This window comes from Flavobacterium chungbukense (assembly GCF_020805785.1).
GTDB classification, from domain to species: domain Bacteria; phylum Bacteroidota; class Bacteroidia; order Flavobacteriales; family Flavobacteriaceae; genus Flavobacterium; species Flavobacterium chungbukense.
Genome location: NZ_JAJGZV010000001.1, coordinates 1,295,527 through 1,316,397 on the forward strand (window position 1 = coordinate 1,295,527; position 20,871 = coordinate 1,316,397).

At 36.3% G+C, this 20,871-nt stretch carries 14 protein-coding genes; 11 read left to right on the forward strand and 3 right to left on the reverse strand.

All coding sequences use genetic code 11. The annotated features are described in order from the left end of the window. Positions 1 to 73: 73 nt before the first annotated feature. Genes LL966_RS05095 through LL966_RS05145 form a run of 11 tightly spaced genes read left to right on the forward strand, consistent with a single transcriptional unit; the run spans position 74 to position 16,673 of the window. A complete protein-coding gene (locus tag LL966_RS05095) occupies positions 74 to 3,136 on the forward strand; it encodes a SusC/RagA family TonB-linked outer membrane protein (protein ID WP_229350832.1) in 3,063 nt (1,020 codons plus the stop codon). 12 nt (positions 3,137 to 3,148) lie between these two features. Then, positions 3,149 to 4,642, forward strand: coding sequence for a RagB/SusD family nutrient uptake outer membrane protein (locus LL966_RS05100; RefSeq protein ID WP_229350835.1), 1,494 nt, complete (start codon positions 3,149 to 3,151; stop codon positions 4,640 to 4,642). 17 nt (positions 4,643 to 4,659) lie between these two features. Beyond that, the gene (locus LL966_RS05105; RefSeq protein WP_229350836.1) at positions 4,660 to 5,601 is read left to right on the forward strand and encodes a hypothetical protein; all 942 of its coding nucleotides are present in this window, start codon (positions 4,660 to 4,662) and stop codon (positions 5,599 to 5,601) included. A gap of 24 nt (positions 5,602 to 5,625) precedes the next feature. After that, a complete protein-coding gene (locus LL966_RS05110; protein WP_229350838.1) occupies positions 5,626 to 7,101 on the forward strand; it encodes a hypothetical protein in 1,476 nt (491 codons plus the stop codon). 16 nt (positions 7,102 to 7,117) lie between these two features. Then, positions 7,118 to 8,308 carry a glycoside hydrolase family 26 protein gene (locus tag LL966_RS05115; RefSeq protein ID WP_229350841.1) on the forward strand — a complete coding sequence of 397 codons (1,191 nt, stop codon included), beginning with the start codon at positions 7,118 to 7,120 and terminating at the stop codon, positions 8,306 to 8,308. A gap of 23 nt (positions 8,309 to 8,331) precedes the next feature. Then, a complete protein-coding gene (locus LL966_RS05120; protein ID WP_229350843.1) occupies positions 8,332 to 9,363 on the forward strand; it encodes a glycoside hydrolase family 130 protein in 1,032 nt (343 codons plus the stop codon). Beyond that, positions 9,347 to 10,876 (forward strand): cellulase family glycosylhydrolase, encoded by a 1,530-nt coding sequence (locus tag LL966_RS05125; RefSeq protein WP_229350845.1) that lies wholly within the window; start codon positions 9,347 to 9,349, stop codon positions 10,874 to 10,876. The genes LL966_RS05120 and LL966_RS05125 overlap by 17 nt, the downstream gene beginning before the upstream one ends. A gap of 2 nt (positions 10,877 to 10,878) precedes the next feature. Continuing rightward, entirely contained in the window at positions 10,879 to 12,516 is a 1,638-nt protein-coding gene (locus tag LL966_RS05130) for a sodium:solute symporter (protein ID WP_229350847.1), read from the forward strand. A 20-nt stretch (positions 12,517 to 12,536) separates the two neighbouring features. Then, positions 12,537 to 14,771: a beta-glucosidase BglX gene (gene bglX / locus LL966_RS05135; protein ID WP_229350849.1), complete on the forward strand. Its 2,235-nt coding sequence runs from the start codon at positions 12,537 to 12,539 to the stop codon at positions 14,769 to 14,771. Positions 14,772 to 14,780: 9 nt separating this feature from the next. After that, the gene (locus tag LL966_RS05140; protein WP_229350851.1) at positions 14,781 to 16,058 is read left to right on the forward strand and encodes a glycoside hydrolase 5 family protein; all 1,278 of its coding nucleotides are present in this window, start codon (positions 14,781 to 14,783) and stop codon (positions 16,056 to 16,058) included. A 15-nt stretch (positions 16,059 to 16,073) separates the two neighbouring features. Further along, entirely contained in the window at positions 16,074 to 16,673 is a 600-nt protein-coding gene (locus LL966_RS05145) for a LacI family DNA-binding transcriptional regulator (RefSeq protein ID WP_229350853.1), read from the forward strand. A gap of 654 nt (positions 16,674 to 17,327) precedes the next feature. On the opposite strand, the gene LL966_RS05150 is transcribed toward LL966_RS05145, so the two are convergent. The 3 genes from LL966_RS05150 to LL966_RS05160 all read right to left on the reverse strand — a co-directional run bounded on the left by LL966_RS05150 (position 17,328) and on the right by LL966_RS05160 (position 20,746). After that, complete coding sequence (locus tag LL966_RS05150) at positions 17,328 to 18,500, reverse strand: MFS transporter (RefSeq protein WP_229350855.1); 1,173 nt, start codon at positions 18,498 to 18,500, stop codon at positions 17,328 to 17,330. A 305-nt stretch (positions 18,501 to 18,805) separates the two neighbouring features. Further along, positions 18,806 to 19,387, reverse strand: coding sequence for a TetR/AcrR family transcriptional regulator (locus tag LL966_RS05155; protein WP_229350857.1), 582 nt, complete (start codon positions 19,385 to 19,387; stop codon positions 18,806 to 18,808). 798 nt (positions 19,388 to 20,185) lie between these two features. Beyond that, entirely contained in the window at positions 20,186 to 20,746 is a 561-nt protein-coding gene (locus tag LL966_RS05160) for a hypothetical protein (protein WP_229350859.1), read from the reverse strand. Positions 20,747 to 20,871 lie beyond the last annotated feature (125 nt).

Below are 20,871 nucleotides of genomic sequence, written 5' to 3' on the forward strand. Positions count from 1 at the left end.
TTACAAAATCGATACGAAAACGAAGTAGTTAATTTGTCGTGAAACTAATAACTAATCTTTAACCGATCAACAAATGAAAAAAAAATGGACAAAAAGCTTACTTTTTTGTATTCTGTTTGCTAGCACATTTGCAGCTTACAGTCAGAATATAATAAAAGGTACCGTGGCAGACGAAACCGGTCTGACAATACCTGGAGTAAACATTACAGTAGAAGGTTCTACTAAAAGCGCTTCTACAGATTTTGATGGAAAATTTGAAATCAATGCTCCTGCAAATGCAGTTTTATCTTTTTCTTTTATGGGCTTTGATACCCAAAAGATTGCCGGTTCAGGTAAAAATACATTAAATGTCGTTTTAAGAGCATCATCGCAAAACCTAAAAGAAGTAGTCGTAATTGGATACGGCTCTGTTAAAAAAGCAGATCTTACCGGTTCTGTAAGTACAATTAAAACTAAAGTATTAGAAGATATTCCTTCCAACTCAGTCGAGCAGGTTCTACAGGGGCGAGTTGCTGGTTTACAGGTAACAACTTCGCAAGATCCAGGTTCAACATCCACCGTTAGAATCAGAGGAGGAAGTTCTCTTAGAGGTTCAAATGCGCCGCTTGTGGTTTTAGACGGTTTTCCGCTTGGAGATGCTGGCGATTTAAAACAAGTTAACGTTGCTGATATCGAAAAAGTCGATGTATTAAAAGATGCTTCAGCTTCAGCAATATATGGTTCTAGAGGAGCAAATGGAGTTATTATTATAACCACTAAATCGGCTAAAAAAGGAAAAACACAAATTTTAGTACAGCAGCAGTCTACTGTTTCTGAGTTTAATTCAAAACTGAATTTATGGAGAGATCCTGTTTTAATGGCGCAGTTAAGCAATGAAGGCAGAATTAATGGCGGACAAACACCGCTTTATGTTGGCGCGAATAATTCTAACGGCGTGTATTATCCTTCTATTCAAGAATTACAGTCTGGATCTTGGCCCTATTTTACCAAATGGGACGATGTGACTTTTAGAAATATGCCTCTTGGCAATAATACTATCGTGAGTGTTAACAGCGGTACAGATAAGACAAGCTTCAATTTAAGCGGAAATTATTACAGCGAACAAGGTGTTTTTGTAAAGGACGGTTACAGCAAAGGAGGCTATAATCTTAGAATCAAACATGATGTTTTTGACAATTTCACAGTTCGATTCTCAAACATTGTGACCAAAGGAAAAAGAAATTCGAACGGCGGTTTAGCGTATTGGAGAAATCCTATTTTCCCAATTTATGATGCCAATGGCGATTATTATATGATTGGCCAAAACGATTATACACATCCGGTTGCGATTACGAATCTTCGTCAAAATGAAACCAAAACGATAGATGTAATCAGTTCTGCTTCTTTAGAATGGCAGATCATTCCTTCTTTAAGATTGACTTCAAGACTAAATTACAAATATGGATCGTCGGTTAATGACCAATATTATCCAAGTAAATATACTGAAACGGGAGATTTTAATAATGGAGCAGGATATATCAACAACTGGGAAGGACAGAATTTTGTTTCAGAAACTTTTGCAAACTATAACAAGACTTTCGGTAAACATGATTTAGGTATTACAGGAGGTTATACTTACGAAAGTTATGTATCTAGAAGTTCAGGACTTGGTGCATTTGATTTTGTGAATGAAACACTTGGAAACGAAAATATGGGTGCTGGAAATCCAGAACGCAACACCGTTTCGAATGGTAAAACAGAAACAAAATTGGTATCAGGAATTTTCAGATTGAATTATGGTTATGCAGATAAATATTTGGCAACAATTACAGCCCGTGCAGATGGTTCTTCCAAATTTGGTAAAAACAATCAGTGGGCGTATTTCCCATCGGGAGCTTTAAGCTGGAAAGCACACAATGAAGAATTTATTAAAAGTTTAAAAGTTTTTGATGAATTGAAATTCCGTGCTAGTTATGGTATTTCAGGAAATCAAGGAATCAATCCGTATCAGACTTTAAGCCGTTATGGTGTAAGTCAGTATTACGATAACGGAAGCTGGGTTTCGGCAATCGGACCTGGATATGTTGTGGGAACAACAGGACAAGATGGAATCGAAAAACTTTGGGGCGGAATTCCAAACCCAGATTTAAAATGGGAGACAACAGCGCAAAGTGATTTTGGTGTTGATATGTCGATTTTGAATAATCGTCTTCATATTGTTTTTGATTATTACAACAAACAAACCAAAGATCTTTTGAGAGAAAGAATCCTAACGCCTTCATCTGGTTATGACAGAATCTGGGTAAACGATGGAGAATTAACCAACAAAGGATTTGAACTTTCGCTTGACGGAGAAATTTATAAAAATCAAGATTGGACAATTAGTGCTCAAGCGGTGTATTCTAAAAACAAAAATGAAATTGTAAGCCTTGGATCAGTAGAACAGTCGGGTTTAAATGTAGATCCGAATACAGGAATGCAGTATGAGTATTCTGGAAACAGTTTAGAACAGTTCAGACAATTTCCAAATTTATTAGCGATTGGACAGCCGGTAAATGTTTTCTACGGTTACAAAACCAACGGAATTGTTCAGAATTTACAAGAAGGTATCAACGCAGGTTTAGACGGACAACTGGCACAGGCTGGAGAATTTAAATATGTAGATATTAATGGAGATGGTGTTGTAGATACAAAAGACCAGACTATAATTGGAAACCCAAATCCTGATTTTATGGCGAGTTTAAATTTAAGCGTAAAATACAAACAGCTTGATTTCAGCGTGTTTTTGAATGGTGTTTTCGGACAGGATGTTTTAGATACACAGGCTTTCAATCAGCCTAGCAATGCACCTTTGCGCTGGACATTAGACAATCCAACAAATGATTATCCGAGTTTAAGAGACGGAAGAACTTTGAAATTTTCAGACTGGTGGGTTAAAGACGGTTCTTTTGTGAGAATCCAGAATGTGACTTTAGGATATACTTTAAAACCTGTAAAAAGTGCTTTTCAAAGTGTGAGATTGTATCTAAATGCAAGCAACTTGTACACGTTTACCAAATTTGACGGTTACGATCCTGAAGTAGGAACAGACGGAATTTACTGGGGCGGTTACCCTAGATTGAGCAGATGGACTTTCGGATTAGACTTAACTTTTTAAAACAGTATCAAAATGAAATCAAGATATAAAATACTAACAATGGCTCTTATTATGAGCGCCTTTGCTTGTGACTTAAACGAAGAACCTTACGGATTTTACTCGGAAGAGAATTTCTATAAAACCGCTTCTGATGCCGAATCCGCAGTAGATTATGCTTATGATGCTTTGACTTTCTTAGAATATTCAAGAGCGATATTTTATGTAGGCGATCTTCCAACTGAAGAATGCGGACCAAAAGGCGATGAAACTGCCGATAATCAGAACTTAGATAAATGGCAGGTTGGGACTTTTAATACCAACAGAATGCTGGGGAATTATTTTAAATACGCCTATATCGCTATTAATAGAGCAAATGCCGTAATTAAAAATGTTCCAGAAGGAAAGTTTGAACAAGAATTAAAGGATAAATTTCTTGGAGAAGCATATTTTTTAAGAGCTTGGAATTATTTCAATCTCGTTAAAAACTTTGGTCGTGTACCGATGCATACTTCTGTTGTAGAAACCGTAAATCAGACCGCTGCGCCAATGGCTAAAAATTTGGATGAAGTGTATGATTTTATTATTGCAGATTCCGAAAAAGCAATCGAATTATTAAAAATAAATCAAGCTTTAGGTCGTGCCGATAAAGTGGCAGCGCAGGCATTATTGGCAAAAGTGTATTTGTACATCGCCTCTTCAAAAGAACATAATGTGCCTCAATATGCAGAAATGACTAAAGATGTTGCGGCAATGTACCAGCAGGCAGCAAAATACTCAAACGACGTGATTACAGGACAAAGCGTTTATGGTTTCGAAAATAACCTTCTAAGCATTTATGATGTTGAAAAACCTTTAGGAAAAGAAAATATCTTCTTGCTTTCAATGGACAGAACAGGAGCGACAGAAGGTGATTATTCTAAAATTTCAAAATTGTTTATTCCGTATATCGATGGTGCGACAATTTATTTGAAAAATCCAGATAACACCTATACGAAATCGCACGATGGCTGGAGTGTTTTTCAAACTTTGACAGGCTTTTACAACAGTTTTGATAATGCTGATAAAAGAAAAACAGACTTATTTGTTGCCACAACCTATGATGCATCGGGTGTAGTTTCGGCGCAGTATCCAGGAAAAATTGTGTATCCGTTTACACGAAAATATATCGATCCAAATTTCATTGGAGACAAGACAAGTACAAAACCATTTTTAATCCGCTTTAGCGAAGTGGCTTTAACTTACGCCGAAGCTGCAGGACCTACTACAGAAGGGTATGCGATAATCAATCAAATTAGAAATAGAGCGGGTCTAGGAAATCTGGCTCCAGGCTTAAGTCTAGAAAATTTCAGATTAGCAGTTTGGAATGAACGTGCATTGGAACTTGCTTTTGAAGGAAACCGTTTGTATGATTTGCGACGATTCAATAAAGTTTCTCAAGTTGTTCCTGAAGCGGCTGGAATTACCGCAGAGCAAGCCGCGTTCTACCCAATACCGCAGACAGAAATAGATTTAAACACAGGTTTATAATTCTTAAAAATAGTAGTATGAAAAAAATTATATATGTCTTGTTTGCTGCTATGGCATTGATGCAGACAAGCTGTCAAAATGATCCTTTAGAAGATATTGACAAAGGAAACTGGAACAATGAGCGCAATGTTCTTGAAATTAAATTTGAAAATCAGGTTGGTAACGCGCAGGTTGTTCGCGTAGACGATCAAACGGGTACAATCAATTTAGCAATTAATGTAGATGCAGTTCCAAATTTGAGCAACATTGTGATTAAAGAAATCGTATTGTCTTACGGTGCGAAATCATCTATAAAAGAAGGCGAAGCGCTGAATTTTGAAAATGCTCAGAACAGTGCAGAGCTTACAGTAACTTCTCCAACAGGAAAATCACGAAAATATATTGTTACAGCAAGCTCATTTAGAGAAACGCTTGTTGGAACATATGATATTGACAATCTGATTGTCTACGGAGGAACAGGTCCAGAATATGGCGGAGGAGCTGTTTTAGCTATGAAAGACAAGCCTTGGATTTGGTCTGCAGCAGAAGGACCAGATAAAGAATTAGACAATCAGCTGGTTTTTGAAATGACGGGAATTACCGAAGACGGAAATACCTACGGAAAAATTACAAATACAGCCGGTGCCGATGGCAAATATGCCGACTTTGTATTTGTTGGAACACCTGTAACTGATGTGAAAAAATTCTACAGACAAATTCCAGTTGGAGAAGGGAAATGGCTGAGAAATTATGCGACAGGAACCATCACTTTCACTTTTGCTGACGGAACTACGAAAGTAGGAACTTTTGAAAATGCTGGAACGGAAAATCTTGGAAACGGAAGTACCAAAACTATTGCACACAATGCTTTTGCTTTCAATTTAAACGGAACAGATGATTGGAGTAAAATTTATTCCGACTATGATAAATTCGTTAAAAAGCCAAGACGTTTCTGGATAGACGTAACAAAAGTAGAATAAAATATAAATGTCATAAAACCTTTTATGAGACAAACAGTTTCTAAAATTATAGTATCATTTTGGTTAGTGACAACAGTAATCAGTTGCTCGGCTGTGTCCGATGCAACTGTTGCTGTTGATAGCACAGCCATTATAAACTCAAATTATATTGGTAACGGCGTCCAGTGGGATCCTTACCAGTTAGATTATGGAGAAAAGCAATTAAAAATTTCTTCGGAAGACTGGCAGAAATTATACTCTCGTCTTGATTTTATGAAACCCCAATTTATAAGAGTCATGATTAACACTACGGCTGTAATAGAAAACGGCGTATTGAATGAGATGAAAAATTACGAAAACATTGCCCCGATTTTGGAATACTGCCAGTCCCGAAATGTAAAAGTTGTATTGGGAGATTGGGGAGACAGAATGGTAAATAGTAAAACCAATATAATCTCCGAAAACAATCTAAAATTAGCAGCAAAATATCTTGATTTTCTGGTAAATAAAAAAGGCTTTTCGTGTATACATTATTACAATATGATCAATGAACCGAATGGATTTTGGTCTTCAACAGATGAAAATTATGAGCTTTGGAAAAATGCGGCAGGTTATTTTTGGTCAGAAGTAAAAGCTTTAAATCTAGATCAAAAAGTGTCTTTGTTAGGACCAGATATTGCCATTTGGAAAGCCGATAAAGTAGATTGGATTACCAAGTCCGCTAAAGATCTGGATCACGCCATTGGCGTTTACGATATTCATACGTATCCATCTAAAATCACGGTTAATTCTGGTCAATATACTTCCATTTTAAAAGCGTATAAAGATGCCGTTCCAGCAGGAAAACCTATCGTAATGGGCGAAATCGGATTCAAGTTTGTCGAAAAAGAAGATGAAGCTTTACTAAATGAAAATATCGCAAGAGCAAAAGCAAAACCGTATGCTTCGCTGGAAGATTCTCAAATGTTTGTTTACGATTATGTCTATGGTTCTGATATGGCAGACGCTTTAATCCAAACCATAAATGCGGGTTATTCGGGTTCCGTCGCTTGGATGTTAGATGATGCCATGCATGCCAAAGAAGAAAAAAACAAACTGAAAGTATGGGGATTTTGGAACATTTTAGGAGACGAATATTTTGGAGCAGAGGAAGAGAAAGTTCGCCCTTGGTTTTACTCTTGGTCTTTGCTGACGAAATATATGCCTTCGGGATCTCAAATTCATAAAGTTTCAGTTGAAGGAAATCCAAACCTAAAAGCGATTTCAGTTTCAAAAGAGGGAAAAAACATGATTGCTATTGTCAATGTTTCTTCAAAAGCTTTACAAATAAACCTGACTTCAAAAGATCTGCCTGTTTTAAATCAAATTAAAAAGTTTGTATATGCGAAAGACAAATTAAAATTTGAAGGCGATCACAATCTTCTTGCAAATCAATCCAATCTTACTTTGGATTTAAACAAAAAAACAACCGAAACAATTCCCGCCGAAGGACTTTTGGTTTTAACCAATTTCGATTATTAACCTAAAAAAGAAAACGATGAAAGCATTATATACAATTTTGGCTGCCCTGAGTTTGTCCTGTATCGGATGTTCTTCTGATGATAAAAAAGATTCAGACGGAAACGGACCCGAAGTGCCGACTGCGGTAGAATTGAAACTGAGCGATCCAAATGCAACTGCCGAAACCAAAGCGCTGTATTCCAATTTATGGAGAATTCAGGAAAAAGGAACCATGTTTGGTCATCACGACGATTTATTGTACGGAAGAAACTGGATGACACAAGCCGGACGTTCTGATATTAAAGATGTCTGCGGAGATTATCCAGCCGTTTTCAGCGTTGATTTTGCTGAAATTATGGATGACAGAAGCACAACTTCAACATTAAATAACGACCGAGCGAGAGTGATAAAAGAAGCTCGCGAAAGAGGCGAAGTCATTACGGCATGTTGTCATTTAAATAATCCGTTAACGGGTGGTGACTCTTGGGATAATTCAAAAAATACAGTTGCAAAAGAAATCTTAACGGAAGGAAGTGCGACTAATGTAAAATTCAATTCTTGGCTGGATAAATTAGCTGTTTTTGCCAATAATTTAAAAGACAATAACGGAAAAGTAATTCCAATTGTTTTTCGTCCATTTCACGAACATACACAAGCTTGGTCTTGGTGGGGTTCAAGTGCTGCAACTCAGGAAGAATTCATTAATTTATGGAAATACACCATTGATTATCTGAAAAATAAAAAACAAGTTCACAGCTTTATTTATGCCATTTCGCCTCAATTAGATAGTCAAGGAACTGTTGATAGTTTTTTGTTCAGATGGCCGGGAGACAATTATGTTGACTTTTTAGGATGGGACAGTTATCACGGAACTAATACAGCCGCTTTCAGTACCAATCTTCGAAATCTGGCAACACTTTCGCAGCAAAAACTAAAACCTTGCGGCGTAACAGAAACAGGAGTAGAAGGCATAGTGAAAAACGGCGCGCCGTATGACACCTATTGGACAAACGAAATTTCGGTTCCTCTTACGGGAAAAAAAGTAAGCATGGTCGTAATGTGGCGTAACAAATACGATCCGCTTCACGAAGGAACTCATTTTTATGCGCCTTTTGAAGGACATAGTTCTGCGGCCAATTTTAAACTGCTTTATGCAGGTCCGAATATGATCTTCAGTAAAAAACTGCCTGATATGTATACGATGGCAGCCAACACAACAGTAAAATAAAAACCAAAAACACAATAATCAAAATGAAATTAAGTAAGTGCACCCAAAATCCAGTTTTAAGTCCAAACCCAAATAATTATTGGGAAAACCTAGTGGTTTGTAATCCGGGCGTATGGTATGAAAACGGAACTTTTTATATGCTTTACAGAGCGGCAGGAGATGATGTAGATCATTTAATCCGAGTTGGTTTGGCAACGAGTACAGATGGTATTAATTTTAAAAGAGAATCAGACGAACCTGTTTTTGGACCGAGCAGTAACGGACCCGATATGGGCGGAGTGGAAGATCCTAGAATTATCAAATTCGGAAACGAATATTATGTAACGTACGCTTACAGACCTTATCCTCCAGGGCGTTATTGGACATTTGCGCACGATGTAATAAATCTTCCAGAAACTGGTCCAGATGCACCGGCAGTGTACAAACATAATATTGCGAATTCTGGATTGGCTGTTACAACCGATTTTAAAAATTTTAGAAGATTAGGCCGCATCACAACGTCAAATCTGGATGATCGCGATGTGATTTTATTTCCTGAAAAAATCAACGGAAAATATGCGATGCTGCACCGTCCAAAACAATGGGTTGGAGCAGAATATGGCTGTGATTATCCTGCAATTTGGATTCGTTATTCTGATGATTTAATGGTTTGGGAAGAAAAAAGCACCTTACTTTTAAGCGGAAGAAATGGAACTTGGGAAGAAAAAATTGGAGGCAGTACACCGCCTTTACGCACTGAAGATGGCTGGTTGTTAATTTATCACGGAGTAGAAAATGGCGGAAACGGATATTACAGAGTAGGCGTAGCTTTATTAGATTTGGAAGATCCAACAAAAGTAACTGCGCGTTTAGAAGACTGGATAATGGAACCCGAACACGACTACGAAATTGAAGGTTTTTACAAAGGCTGTGTTTTTCCTACAGGGAATATGATTGTCGATAATATTTTATATGTTTATTACGGCGCAGCTGATAAATACGTTGGTTTAGCAACCTGCGACATTAATGACTTACTAAAAACCTTAAAAGATTCCCAAAATGAAAATTCAAAATAGCATTGCACTGTTGTGCGTATTACTTGGTTTTTCCGCACAAAGCCAAAATTCGATTCCTATAATTTCTATTAATCCAGATGAGGTTATTTCAAATGAATTTATTGGAAGCGGAATTGAATTTTCTGCCTATCCGCATGCCGATACTGAAGATTCTGAATGGGGAAAATTAATGACAGAAGAAAAATGGCAGCTGGTTTTTGACCGTGTTTCTTTCATTAAACCAAAAATTGCCAGAGTAATGGATCAGGCCAATTGGAGGTATTTGAAAGGTTTTGATGCATCTGGAAATCCGATAATTGATTTTGAAAGCGATCAAATGAGAGCATTATACAAACTGTTGGATTATTGCGAAAAAAACAAAATTGCTGTCATTTTAGGCGAATGGGGACAGCCATATAAAGTTCATGATACCCATTTAAAACTGCAAAATAGCTTTACAGGTGCGAACGACCCAAAATGGATTGAATTGATTGTTAAAAATCTGAATCATTTAATCAAAGTTAAAAAATACAGCTGTATCAAATATTACAATCTCGTAAACGAACCCAACGGAGACTGGGCAACAACCGACGGCGATTTTGAGCAATGGAAAGAAGGAATTCAATTACTTCATAAAGCCATCAAAAAAGCAGGATTAGACAAACATATTTCGATTATCGGACCTGATGCGACTTCTTTTAATAATCCAAAATCCAAATACAAAGGTTTAGATTGGGCAAGACAAACAGCCTTGCAGATTCCTGATTTAGTATCTGCTTATGATGTGCATGATTATCCCTCAAAAGAAAGTATTCGTTCGGGAGAATTTCAAAAAACGTTTAGCGAATTAGTTCGTTTTACCGATTCGGTTCATAAAAAGCCTTTTATTTTGGGAGAATTAGGTCTTAAAGGCGATCCTTCGTCAAAAGAACATTTGGGCGATAAATTTACAAGTGTCGACAGTCAGCTTTCAGTTTACGATTATGATTACGGAGTCGATATGGCCGATGCTTTAATTCAATCTATAAACAGCGGTTTTGATGCTGTAATTGCTTGGGATTTGGATGATGCTATGCACACCAAAGATGACAAAGGCGATAAATATAAATTGAAACGCTGGGGAATGTTCAACAGCTTAGGAAAGGAACTGACAGATAATAAAGCAGATGAAGAGCTGCGTCCGTGGTTTTATACGTGGTCAATTATGACACGTTATTTTACAGGCGATATGAAAATTGTAAAAAACAGCAATTTAAACATTGATAAAGTTCGTGCCTTAACAGGAATAACAAAAAGTGGAGATATTACCATTGCCATTGTAAACAACAGCGATAATGAAGCGAATTTTACAATTGATACCAAAAAACTAAAGCTAAAATCGGCGTTGAATAAATATTTATACAGCGAAAACAAACGACCTGTTGATGCCAAAGGATTTCCTGTTCCGTTAGAAAAAATTACTATAAAAAACAATGCGATTCAAGTTTCAATTCCCGCAAAAAGCGTAATTCTTTATACTTCATACCAGCCATAATCATGATAAATTTAAATATAATTGACTTAGTTGTACTCGTATTATACATCATCTTTATTATTTGGTGGGGATTAAAAAATAGTAAATCAAGCGATTCAGATGCTTATTTTCTGGCCGGACGCGATTTAAAATGGCCAATGGTGGGTTTGTCGCTTTTTGCCGCCAGTATTTCTAGTTCAACCTTAATGGGGAATTCTGGAGAAGGGTTTATTAATGGAATTGCCGTTTTCAATTACAACTGGATTTCGATTCTCGTAATGGTTTTCTTCGCCATCTTTTTTCTTCCGTTTTACATTAAATCGGGAATTTTTACCATGCCTGAGTTTTTAGAAAGACGATTCGATGTGAGATCACGAACTTACTTTTCTTTCATTACCATTGTTGGAAATATCTTTTTAGATGCAGCTGCCACTTTGTACGCAGGAGCTTTAATCATTAATATGATTTTTCCAAACGTTGATATGATGCTGATAATTATCGGAATGGCTGTTGTAGCAGGAAGTTATACCATTATTGGAGGACTTTCTTCTGTAATTAATACCGAAGTAATTCAAGCCTTTATCTTGATAATTGGCTCAACATTATTGGCCTTTTTTGCAATGGATAGCATTGGTGGCTGGGATGCATTTTACACACAGTTTCAAGATGGAGTTTGGCTAAAACTCACACGATCTATGGATGATCCGACAGTTCCTTGGTTGGGAATGTGGGTTGGAATCCCGATTCTTGGTTTTTATTTCTGGGGAAATAATCAGGTTATGGTGCAGCGAGTTTTGTCTGCAAAATCAATAGATCACGGTCGAAAAGGCGTTTTGCTGGTTGGATTTCTGTATTTGTTTACCCTTTTCATTTTTATTTTTCCAGGTGTAATTGCAAGGGGAATTAATTTGTTTGGAGTGGAAAATCTGCCTCATGAAATCATCAGCGGAAGCGAACTAAAATCAAAATACGGAATCAATACCGATCAGGTTTATCCAAGATTAATCAATAAAGTACTTCCAGTTGGTTTGATTGGAATTATCTTATCAGCAATGATTTCGGCTTTAACATCCGCTTTAAGCGCGACATTAAATTCGGTTTCAACCTTATTTACAATGGATTTTTACAGCAAATTTGATAAAAATGCATCAAGTGAAAAAAAGGTAAAAGTCGGAAAAATTACTGCCGTTGTTACTTTGATTATTGCCATTTTATGGGCGCCTTACATTGGTAAATTCGATTCTTTAATTGCCTATTACCAAGAAATACTTTCTTATTTAGCGCCGCCGGTTGTGGGAACTTTTTTCTTAGGATTATTTTGGAAACGTTCCAATGCCATCGGAGCTTTCAGCGGACTGATGTCTGGACTTTTTATTGCCATGATTATTATGCTCGCTAAATATGTTCTTGGTTTTGAAATTGGGCTTCATTTTCTATTATTAGCGCCAATTATTTTGGTTTTAAGTCTTTTGGTAAATGTTGCTGTAAGTTTATCTACTGATCCGCCATTAGAAGAAAAAGTAAAAGAAAACACTTGGACAAAAGCCATTTGGATTGAAGAAAGCATCGCGCTGCAAAATGTAGTTTGGTATAAAAACTTCCGTTTACAAGCCTTGTTACTTGTGGTTGCCTGTTTTGTAATGTATGCTTTGTTTTACTAATTGAATTAAAAAATTAAGTAATGAAAAAAGGTTACTTTTTAGCGCTGTTTTTAATCATTTTAGGATTAAAAACAAGCGCTCAGACTTCCAATGCTTCCATCGAAAAAAAGATTGATCTTCTTTTAAAGAAAATGACTTTAAAAGAAAAAATCGGTCAGATGAACCAGTTGTCTGCAGATGATATGGAAACCAATTTTAAGGTGATTCAGCAGGGAATGGCAGGTTCAGTTTTGAGTATCACCAATCCCGAAATTGCGAATAAAGCACAGAAAATTGCAGTAGAACAAACCAGATTAGGTATTCCGCTTATTTTTGGACGCGATGTGATTCATGGTTTCAAAACGATATTTCCAATTCCGTTAGGCCAAGCATCCAGTTTTAATCCAGATTTAGTCGAGAAAGCAGCCCGTGTTGCGGCTATTGAAGCTTCGGAAACTGGAATTCGCTGGACCTTTGCGCCTATGATTGATATTGCCCGAGATCCGCGCTGGGGAAGAATTGCTGAAAGCTGCGGCGAAGATCCATATTTAACCTCTGTGATGGGAGCTGCCATGATTAACGGATTTCAAGGAAAAGATTTATCAGATCCAAGTTCGATTGCGGCCTGTGCCAAACATTTTGCAGGATATGGCGCTGCAGAAGGAGGCCGAGACTATAATACAACGGCTATTACCGAAAGACAGTTTAGAAATGTGTATTTAGTTCCGTTTGAAGAAGCAGTGAAAAAAGCAAATCTGGCAACTATTATGACGGCTTTTAATGCAAATGACGGAATCCCTTCTTCTGGAAATGAATTTTTATTGAAGCAGATTCTTCGCAAAGAATGGAATTTTAAAGGTTTTGTAGTTTCAGACTGGGCTTCGATTACCGAAATGGTCGATCACGGTTTTAGCGCAGACAATAAAGAAGCGGCAGAAAAAGCCATAAATGCCGGAGTTGACATGGAAATGGTCAGCGGAACTTATGTGGCTTATATCGAAACGTTATTAAAGGAAAAGAAAATTACAATTGAAACCATTAACGAGGAAGTACGCAATATTTTAAGAGTAAAATTCAAATTAGGACTTTTTGAAAATCCGTATGTGAAAGGCAATTTAAAAGAAGTTTTTTATAAAGAAGAACATTTAAAACTGGCAGAAAAAGCAGCAGAAGAATCAATAGTTTTATTGAAAAATGAAGCTCAGATCTTACCGCTGAAAAAGCCAAAAACAATTGCTATTTTAGGTCCGCTTGCTGATGCGCCTCACGATCAGATGGGAACCTGGGTTTTTGATGGAGAAAAAAAGCATACCGTAACACCGCTCGCCGCTTTAAAAGAGCAATACGGAAATGAGATCAAGATTGTATATGAACCTGTTTTAAAATATTCAAGAGACAAAGATTCGACAGCATTTTCAAAAGCCAGACAAATTGCCAAAGACGCAGATATCATTTTATTATTTCTAGGCGAAGAATCGATACTTTCTGGTGAAGCCCACAGTCTTTCTGATTTGAATTTGCAAGGCATTCAGTCGGAACTTTTAGCGGCTTTAGTGAAAACAAAAACACCAATCGTAACTGTGATTTTAGCAGGAAGGCCACTAACTATAGAGAAAGAAGTAAAGCTTTCAAATGCTGTTTTATACGCTTGGCATCCGGGAACAATGGGAGGTTCTGCCATTGCGAATATTTTGTTTGGAAAAGCAAATCCGTCAGCCAAACTACCGATCACTTTTCCTAAAAATGTAGGACAGATTCCGATGTATTACAATCATTTAAATACAGGCCGTCCGGCAGAGGGAAGCGAATTAAATTTAAATAGTATTCCAATTGAAGCTTCTCAAACCTCACTCGGAAACAAATCGTATTATCTCGACAGCGGCACTGATCCGTTGTTTGCTTTTGGTTTCGGCTTATCTTATACGAGTTTTGAATACGGCAGAATAAATCTCTCTAAGAATGTTTTAAAGAAAGAAGATATTCTAGAAATATCATTCACTTTAAAAAACACAGGAAAATATAAAGGAACAGAAATTGTTCAATTGTATATCAGGGATATTGCAGCTTCGATTGCACTTCCTGTAAAAGAACTAAAAGGTTTTCAAAGAATTGAATTACAGTCTAATGAAGAGGAAAAGGTTACATTTAAACTGCCAATTTCCGATTTAGCATTCTACGGAATCGATATGAAAAAGAAAGTCGAAGCTGGAAAATTTGATTTATGGATCGGAAGCAGCAGCGCAAAAGGCGAAAAAGTATCATTTGAAGTTCAATAAAAAAGGGAAATGAAAAAAAATATATACGTTTTAGTTGTAATACTATTTCAGCTTATGTCAAACGCACAGAGTTTTATAAAAGTAGAAAGCGGCGTCTTAATAAAAGAGGGAAAACCCTATCATTATGTGGGAACCAATTTTTGGTACGGAATGAATTTAGCCGTTTCTGATAAAGAAAGATTAATACGGGAATTAGACCGCCTAAATACTCTCGGCGTAAAAAACCTTAGAATTATGGCAGGTTCAGAAGGAAGTTTAGATACGCCTTGGTCCGTTCAGCCAGCCCTGCAGAAAGAGCCTGGAGTTTATAACCAAGAACTTTGGACGGGACTGGATTTTTTATTGGCAGAGATGAAGCAGCGCGGCATGACGGCTGTGGTTTGTTTGAATAATTTCTGGCCTTGGTCCGGAGGTTTTGCACAATATATTTCCTGGGCAAATAAGAACGAAACGATTCCGTACCCGCCGCCGGCAGAAAACGGCGATTGGAGAAAATACCAGCAGTATTCGGCACGTTTTTACAGCAGTAAAACGGCTAAAAAATGGTTTGAAAATCATATTGAGAAAGTCGTTAACCGGGTAAATTCAATTACTAAAATTCCATACAAAAAAGATCCTGCAATCATGGCTTGGCAGCTGGCTAATGAACCCGAAGGAAGTAATAACGTTGAAGACTATCGAAAATGGATTCACGAAACGGCGCAATATATTAAGAAGTTAGATTCCAATCATTTGGTTTCTATTGGATCAGAAGGCAACACACCTTCTCCCGCAAACGGAACTAATTTTGAAAAAGACCATCAAAGCCAATATATTGATTATTGTACTTTTCATCTTTGGGTTCAGAATTGGGGCTGGTATGATCCGCTTAAAGCGAAAGAAACCTACGATTTTGCTGTGCAAAAAGCCAATAGTTATATTGACGAACATGTTAAAATTGCTCAGAAATTGAATAAACCAATTGTACTGGAAGAATTCGGAATTTCGAGAGATGAAAATAGTTATGATGCCAACTCAACGGTTAAAGTTAGAGACGAATATTATAAAATGATTTTTGATAAAATATATACCTTAAGTAAAACAAATCCTCAGGTTGCCGGAGTAAATTTTTGGGCTTGGGGAGGTGAGGGAAGACCCAGAACTCCGATGAGCATCTGGAAATTGGGTGATGATTTAATTGGAGATCCTCCGCATGAATACCAGGGATGGTATTCGGTTTACAATACTGATCTGAGTACTCAGGAAATTATCAGTGATTACGCGTTTAAATGCCATTCATTAAAATAGCTAATAAATTTTCTGATGAAAAATAAAGCGGTTTCCATGCAGAATATAGCTGACCAGCTGAAGATTTCTATTTCTACGGTGTCGTTTGTACTGAATGGAAAAGCCAGGGAAAAGCATATCTCTGCAGCTCTCACTCAAAAAGTGCTGGCTTACGCAAAATCGGTAAATTACCAGCCCAATAAGATTGCGCAGAGTCTTCGAACCGGAAAATCAAATCTTCTGGTTTTTATGGTTGAGGATATCTCCGACGCCTGCTTTTCTAAACTGGCGAGTGCATTTGAAGGTCTTGCTTATAATGAAGGGTATAAAGTTATTTTCTGCAGCAACAAAAATAACGATGATAAGGCAATGGAGCTTATTAATTTTTTTTGCCACTGGCAGGCAGACGGTTTTATACTTGCTTCCTCAGCTGGCATACAGGGTGCTGTCAAAAATCTATTTAAAAAAGATCTCCCTGTCATTTTATTAAATAGGCGTTTTGAAAATATTGAGCGCTGCAGCATAACTGTTGAAAGAGTAGAGCTATCATTCGGACCATCTCAATCTTTGCAAATATTAAGCACACAATTGATGGATTTGATGCTGCGGTTATTAAATAAGAAGCATACTAAATGAGACGGTTAAAACTTTTACAGCACAAAAGATCTTACCTTTCTTTGTTCCTTAGTTAGTTAGTTAGTTAGTTAGTTAGTTAGTTAGTTAGTTAGTTAGTTAGTTAGTTAGTTAGTTAGTTAGTTAGTTAGTTAGTTAGTTAGTTAGTTCTTGTTTCTTTTTAGACTGCATTTAATTGTTGGAGATTTCTTTTATGTCGATTTTGGCCGGTGATGGGGAAGTTGGCTGGGGAGAGAGGTTTTTTTGAATTGTACGAAATCACTAAATTCTGTTTCATTTCCGAGAATTAGCTAGATTTAAAAAAGACACTATAGTTAGAGTCATGTTTCCGCTTTTAAGAAAAAGCTTACAGAAATCTGGAGTTTTTTTGTTTTGGCCATATTTGTCAGCATTTCGCTGCGTTCACCAGCGGTAGGCACGCGTCAATAGGGATGTGACCAAAATTTAATTAAGATGGAAATTGAAAAAAAAAAAAACATGTTTTTTCCCAGCCTTTTAGACTAAATTGGCATCTATTCTCGCTTTGGCGTTTTGTTTGAAAATAGAATCGATTCCATACTGCATATGCCATACAAAGGAATCAAATTAGATACACTTTTTTCAAAAAAAATTGCGGTCTTCAAATACCGCATTTTAAATAATATTTTTTGCAAATCTTTAAAGATTCTCAGCTGTAACAGCTCGATCAAGCCAGGCTCTCCAAAAAATTACAATAACAGCCAGTGCACCGAAACTTACACCAATCCATGGCGTAATTGATATTCCGTAATGATTAATAAACCATCCACCAATAGCAGTGCCTAGTGAAACACCAAGATTTCCAAACGAAGTCTGAAGACTGTTCGCGAATTCTTTTGCATCGGATGCAGCCGATACCATATGGCCGACGCCAATTAGGAAACATGGTCCATACATAATTCCCCAAAACCCCACCACAATTGATATGCTGAGCAGTGAACTGCCGGTATATTGAAATGCAAATGGAAGCAGAAATGTACCTGCAAGGAAAAATAGGGTAGTCCAGAACATATATCTTCCCAGTAAACGGCCTGCCAGAAAGTTAGATATCACACCCATTATTCCAAACAAAAGCAGCATATAGCTGATCTGCTGCGCACTTAAGCCTTTTTCTTTCGAAAGATAATCGGCAAAATAACTATAGGAACAAAACCAGGCAGTTATAAGAAGCAGGTTTAAAGCAGTCCCGGCAATAAACCTGGGTCTTTTGAGTATGCTCAATTGGTTTTTAAAAGACTTCACCTCCTTGTTGGGCATAGAGGGCAGAAACTTGTAAATGATGATCAATGTTATCAAAATGAGCAAGCCCTGAATAACATAACTTAACTGCCAGGTGTAAATACTTGCAATAAATGTGGTGAATGGAATAAGTGTTACCTGTGCAAGGGCTATGCCTCCAATTATAATACTGGTTAAGCGCATCTGCATTTGAGCAGATGTGTCTTTTGTTGCAGCGGCAATTACCATTGAAAAAAATGCTGGATGCAAAATCGTGGGCAGTATTCGAAGTATCATCAGAAGCCAGAAAGGAGGGCTGAAAATGGAAAAGAAATTAGAAATCAGGAAAAATCCCAAGGCATACATCATAATTTTCTTTTTGTCAAATTTTGATACGTATAAAACCATGAAAGGTCCTGTAAGGGCAATAGTTAAAGCAAATATGCTCAAGAGATACCCTGCGGTTCCAATATTTATTTTGTAGTGGTCAGCTATCTGCGGCAAGATGCCAATTACGCCAAATTCGGTGCTTATAATTCCGATAACGCCCAGACATCCGATGTACGCTATTCTTCTATTTAAATTTGAGTTCATATTAAACTGTTCGGTTTAAAAAAGGTTAAAAAATTTTATTACTTATTAATTCTGTTCGAAAGTTTCCAGTTCATTTTAATCGCAGTGGTTAAAGTTTTTAAAATGCCACAACGACACCTTCGATTTTTATATAATGTACAGTTTAGCTTACAAGCGTAGCGAAATCCGTACTTATTATTTCGATAACGTCCATGCATCCCAAGTATGCAATCCTTGTGTATAGATTATTTCATATTAAACTGATCGGTTTAAAAAAGGTTAAAAAAATATTTTATTATAATTAATTCCGTTCCAAGACGACCTATTTAGATTTTAACCATTGCGATTAAAGCCTCTATCATATCGTAGATATATTTTCGATTTTTATTTAATGCATAATTCTTGAACATTGCACTAGAGGAACTGGCAAAGAAATCAGCAGCCAGTTTTGTGTCTAAACCAGCTTTAATGCTCCCCTGGCGCTGCCCAAGCTTTAATGCTTCAAAATAGATGTGTTCTATCTTTTTCTCATTTGCTGCAAGCAGATGTCTGACCTCCTTGTCAGTTAATGCCAGTTCAAATGCAATTTTAACAGCCAGACATATTCTGTCTTCTTTTATGCTTTGATCTACTGCCAGCTTTAATAATGCTCTTAAAGTTTCAACTGCATCAGTCTGGCCGGGTTTTAAAATACCTTCATATTCTGATACTTTAGATTTCATATACTTATTCAGGCATTTAATAAGCAGCGCTTTTTTATCTCCATAAGTTGGATAAATGCTGCTTCGATTAATTCCTAAGTGCGTCTCCAAGTCAGTGATAGAAGTCACATGATATCCCTGCGTCCAGAAAAGTTCCAGCGCAATATCCAATTTCTGTTCATAATCAAATTCTTTTGTTCTTGCCATAATGATGCAAATATAATAATAAACTGGTCAGTTTATTATTAATTGCAGATTATTTTTATTTTTTGTTTTCTTGGAATATCGAGAGGATTATTTTTTAATGTTTTTAGATTTAGGTGCATTTACTATTTCGTAAGATTTTGCGACCACAGAGGGATTCGAACCGATATTTCAAATCAGATCTCAGGCGTCTGATTTAAATGTCTATTTTGTTACTTTTCTTAGTTAGTTAGTTAGTTAGTTAGTTAGTTAGTTAGTTAGTTAGTTAGTTAGTTAGTTAGTTAGTTAGTTAGTTAGTTAGTTAGTTAGTTAGTGTTTTCTGATTTTAGATTGTATTCTGTTGCTAGATTTTTTTTTGGTTTGTTTTGGCCGGTGAGGGGGCCGGTGGTTGGAATAGAGAGCATTTTATAAACGTGCTTTGCAGAGGAAGAGGTTCCGCTTTGAATTATTAAAAAATCTAGTGAATGGTAGGTTTGACATGTTGCTTAACTACTGGCAAAAAAAAAAGTGTACCTTGAATATGGAGCAATTTCTTTACATAATATTGATTTAGAAAAATAGAAAATCTTAATTTAAAAACTCGTCCTTCCGAGTAATTTTGACAAAATAATTTTTTTATTTGATATATAGATAAACTATATAAATGCCGTTAAACAATTGTAGTTGCTTTGATGGCAAATTGTATCAAAATGTCCACAAGAAAATTATAGAATACAAATAGTAAAGTCTAGAATAATTGTTTAAATGAAAGCGTTATATTTAGTTCATCTGATATGATATAAATTTTCACTTAAATATGAATCAGGTATTTGAATATCTTTCTAAGTCAGAAATTTCTGCGGAAACCGTATTCTGAATAATTTTCTTTTTCTCTTCAAAGTCATTTGAACTTGTAAATGACCTTCTCAAAAATATTCTAACCATTACGACATTCATGTTCATAAGCGAGAATTCTTTATTTACGTTTTCCCATGTCTCTTTAAATTCATAATTTCCATTGCTTTTCTGGGCAATTAGGATATATTTTATATCCGAATCCTTAAATGTTTTATTTTCATAAATATCTGTAGTTGCGAATATCTTTTCAGGAACTAAAGATTTTAATTTTTCATTAATAACTTCTTTAATTTTATTGATTTTTTCAAAGTCTCCAAAGTTGTCCTTAGTTAGAATTATTTTCACCTGATAAACCCTCTTAAATAATTTTCTTTTCAATAATTCTTCCAAAACCTCTTTTTCCACATCCTCTACTGCTACTTCTTTTTTTACAGTGTAATTTAAAAAAACTTCATCACTATTTTTAATGTAAAAATCCATTAACGCTTGTATCGTTTTACTCTTGTCTAAAAGTTTAGTGCCCAATGTTTTGGAGTTGCTACATTTACTGGGACATAAATTTTAAGACTGTTTAAATAAAAATAAATATCTTAGAATTATGAAAAAACGAGTTTACAGTGCTGAGTTTAAATCATCAGCAGTACGATTAA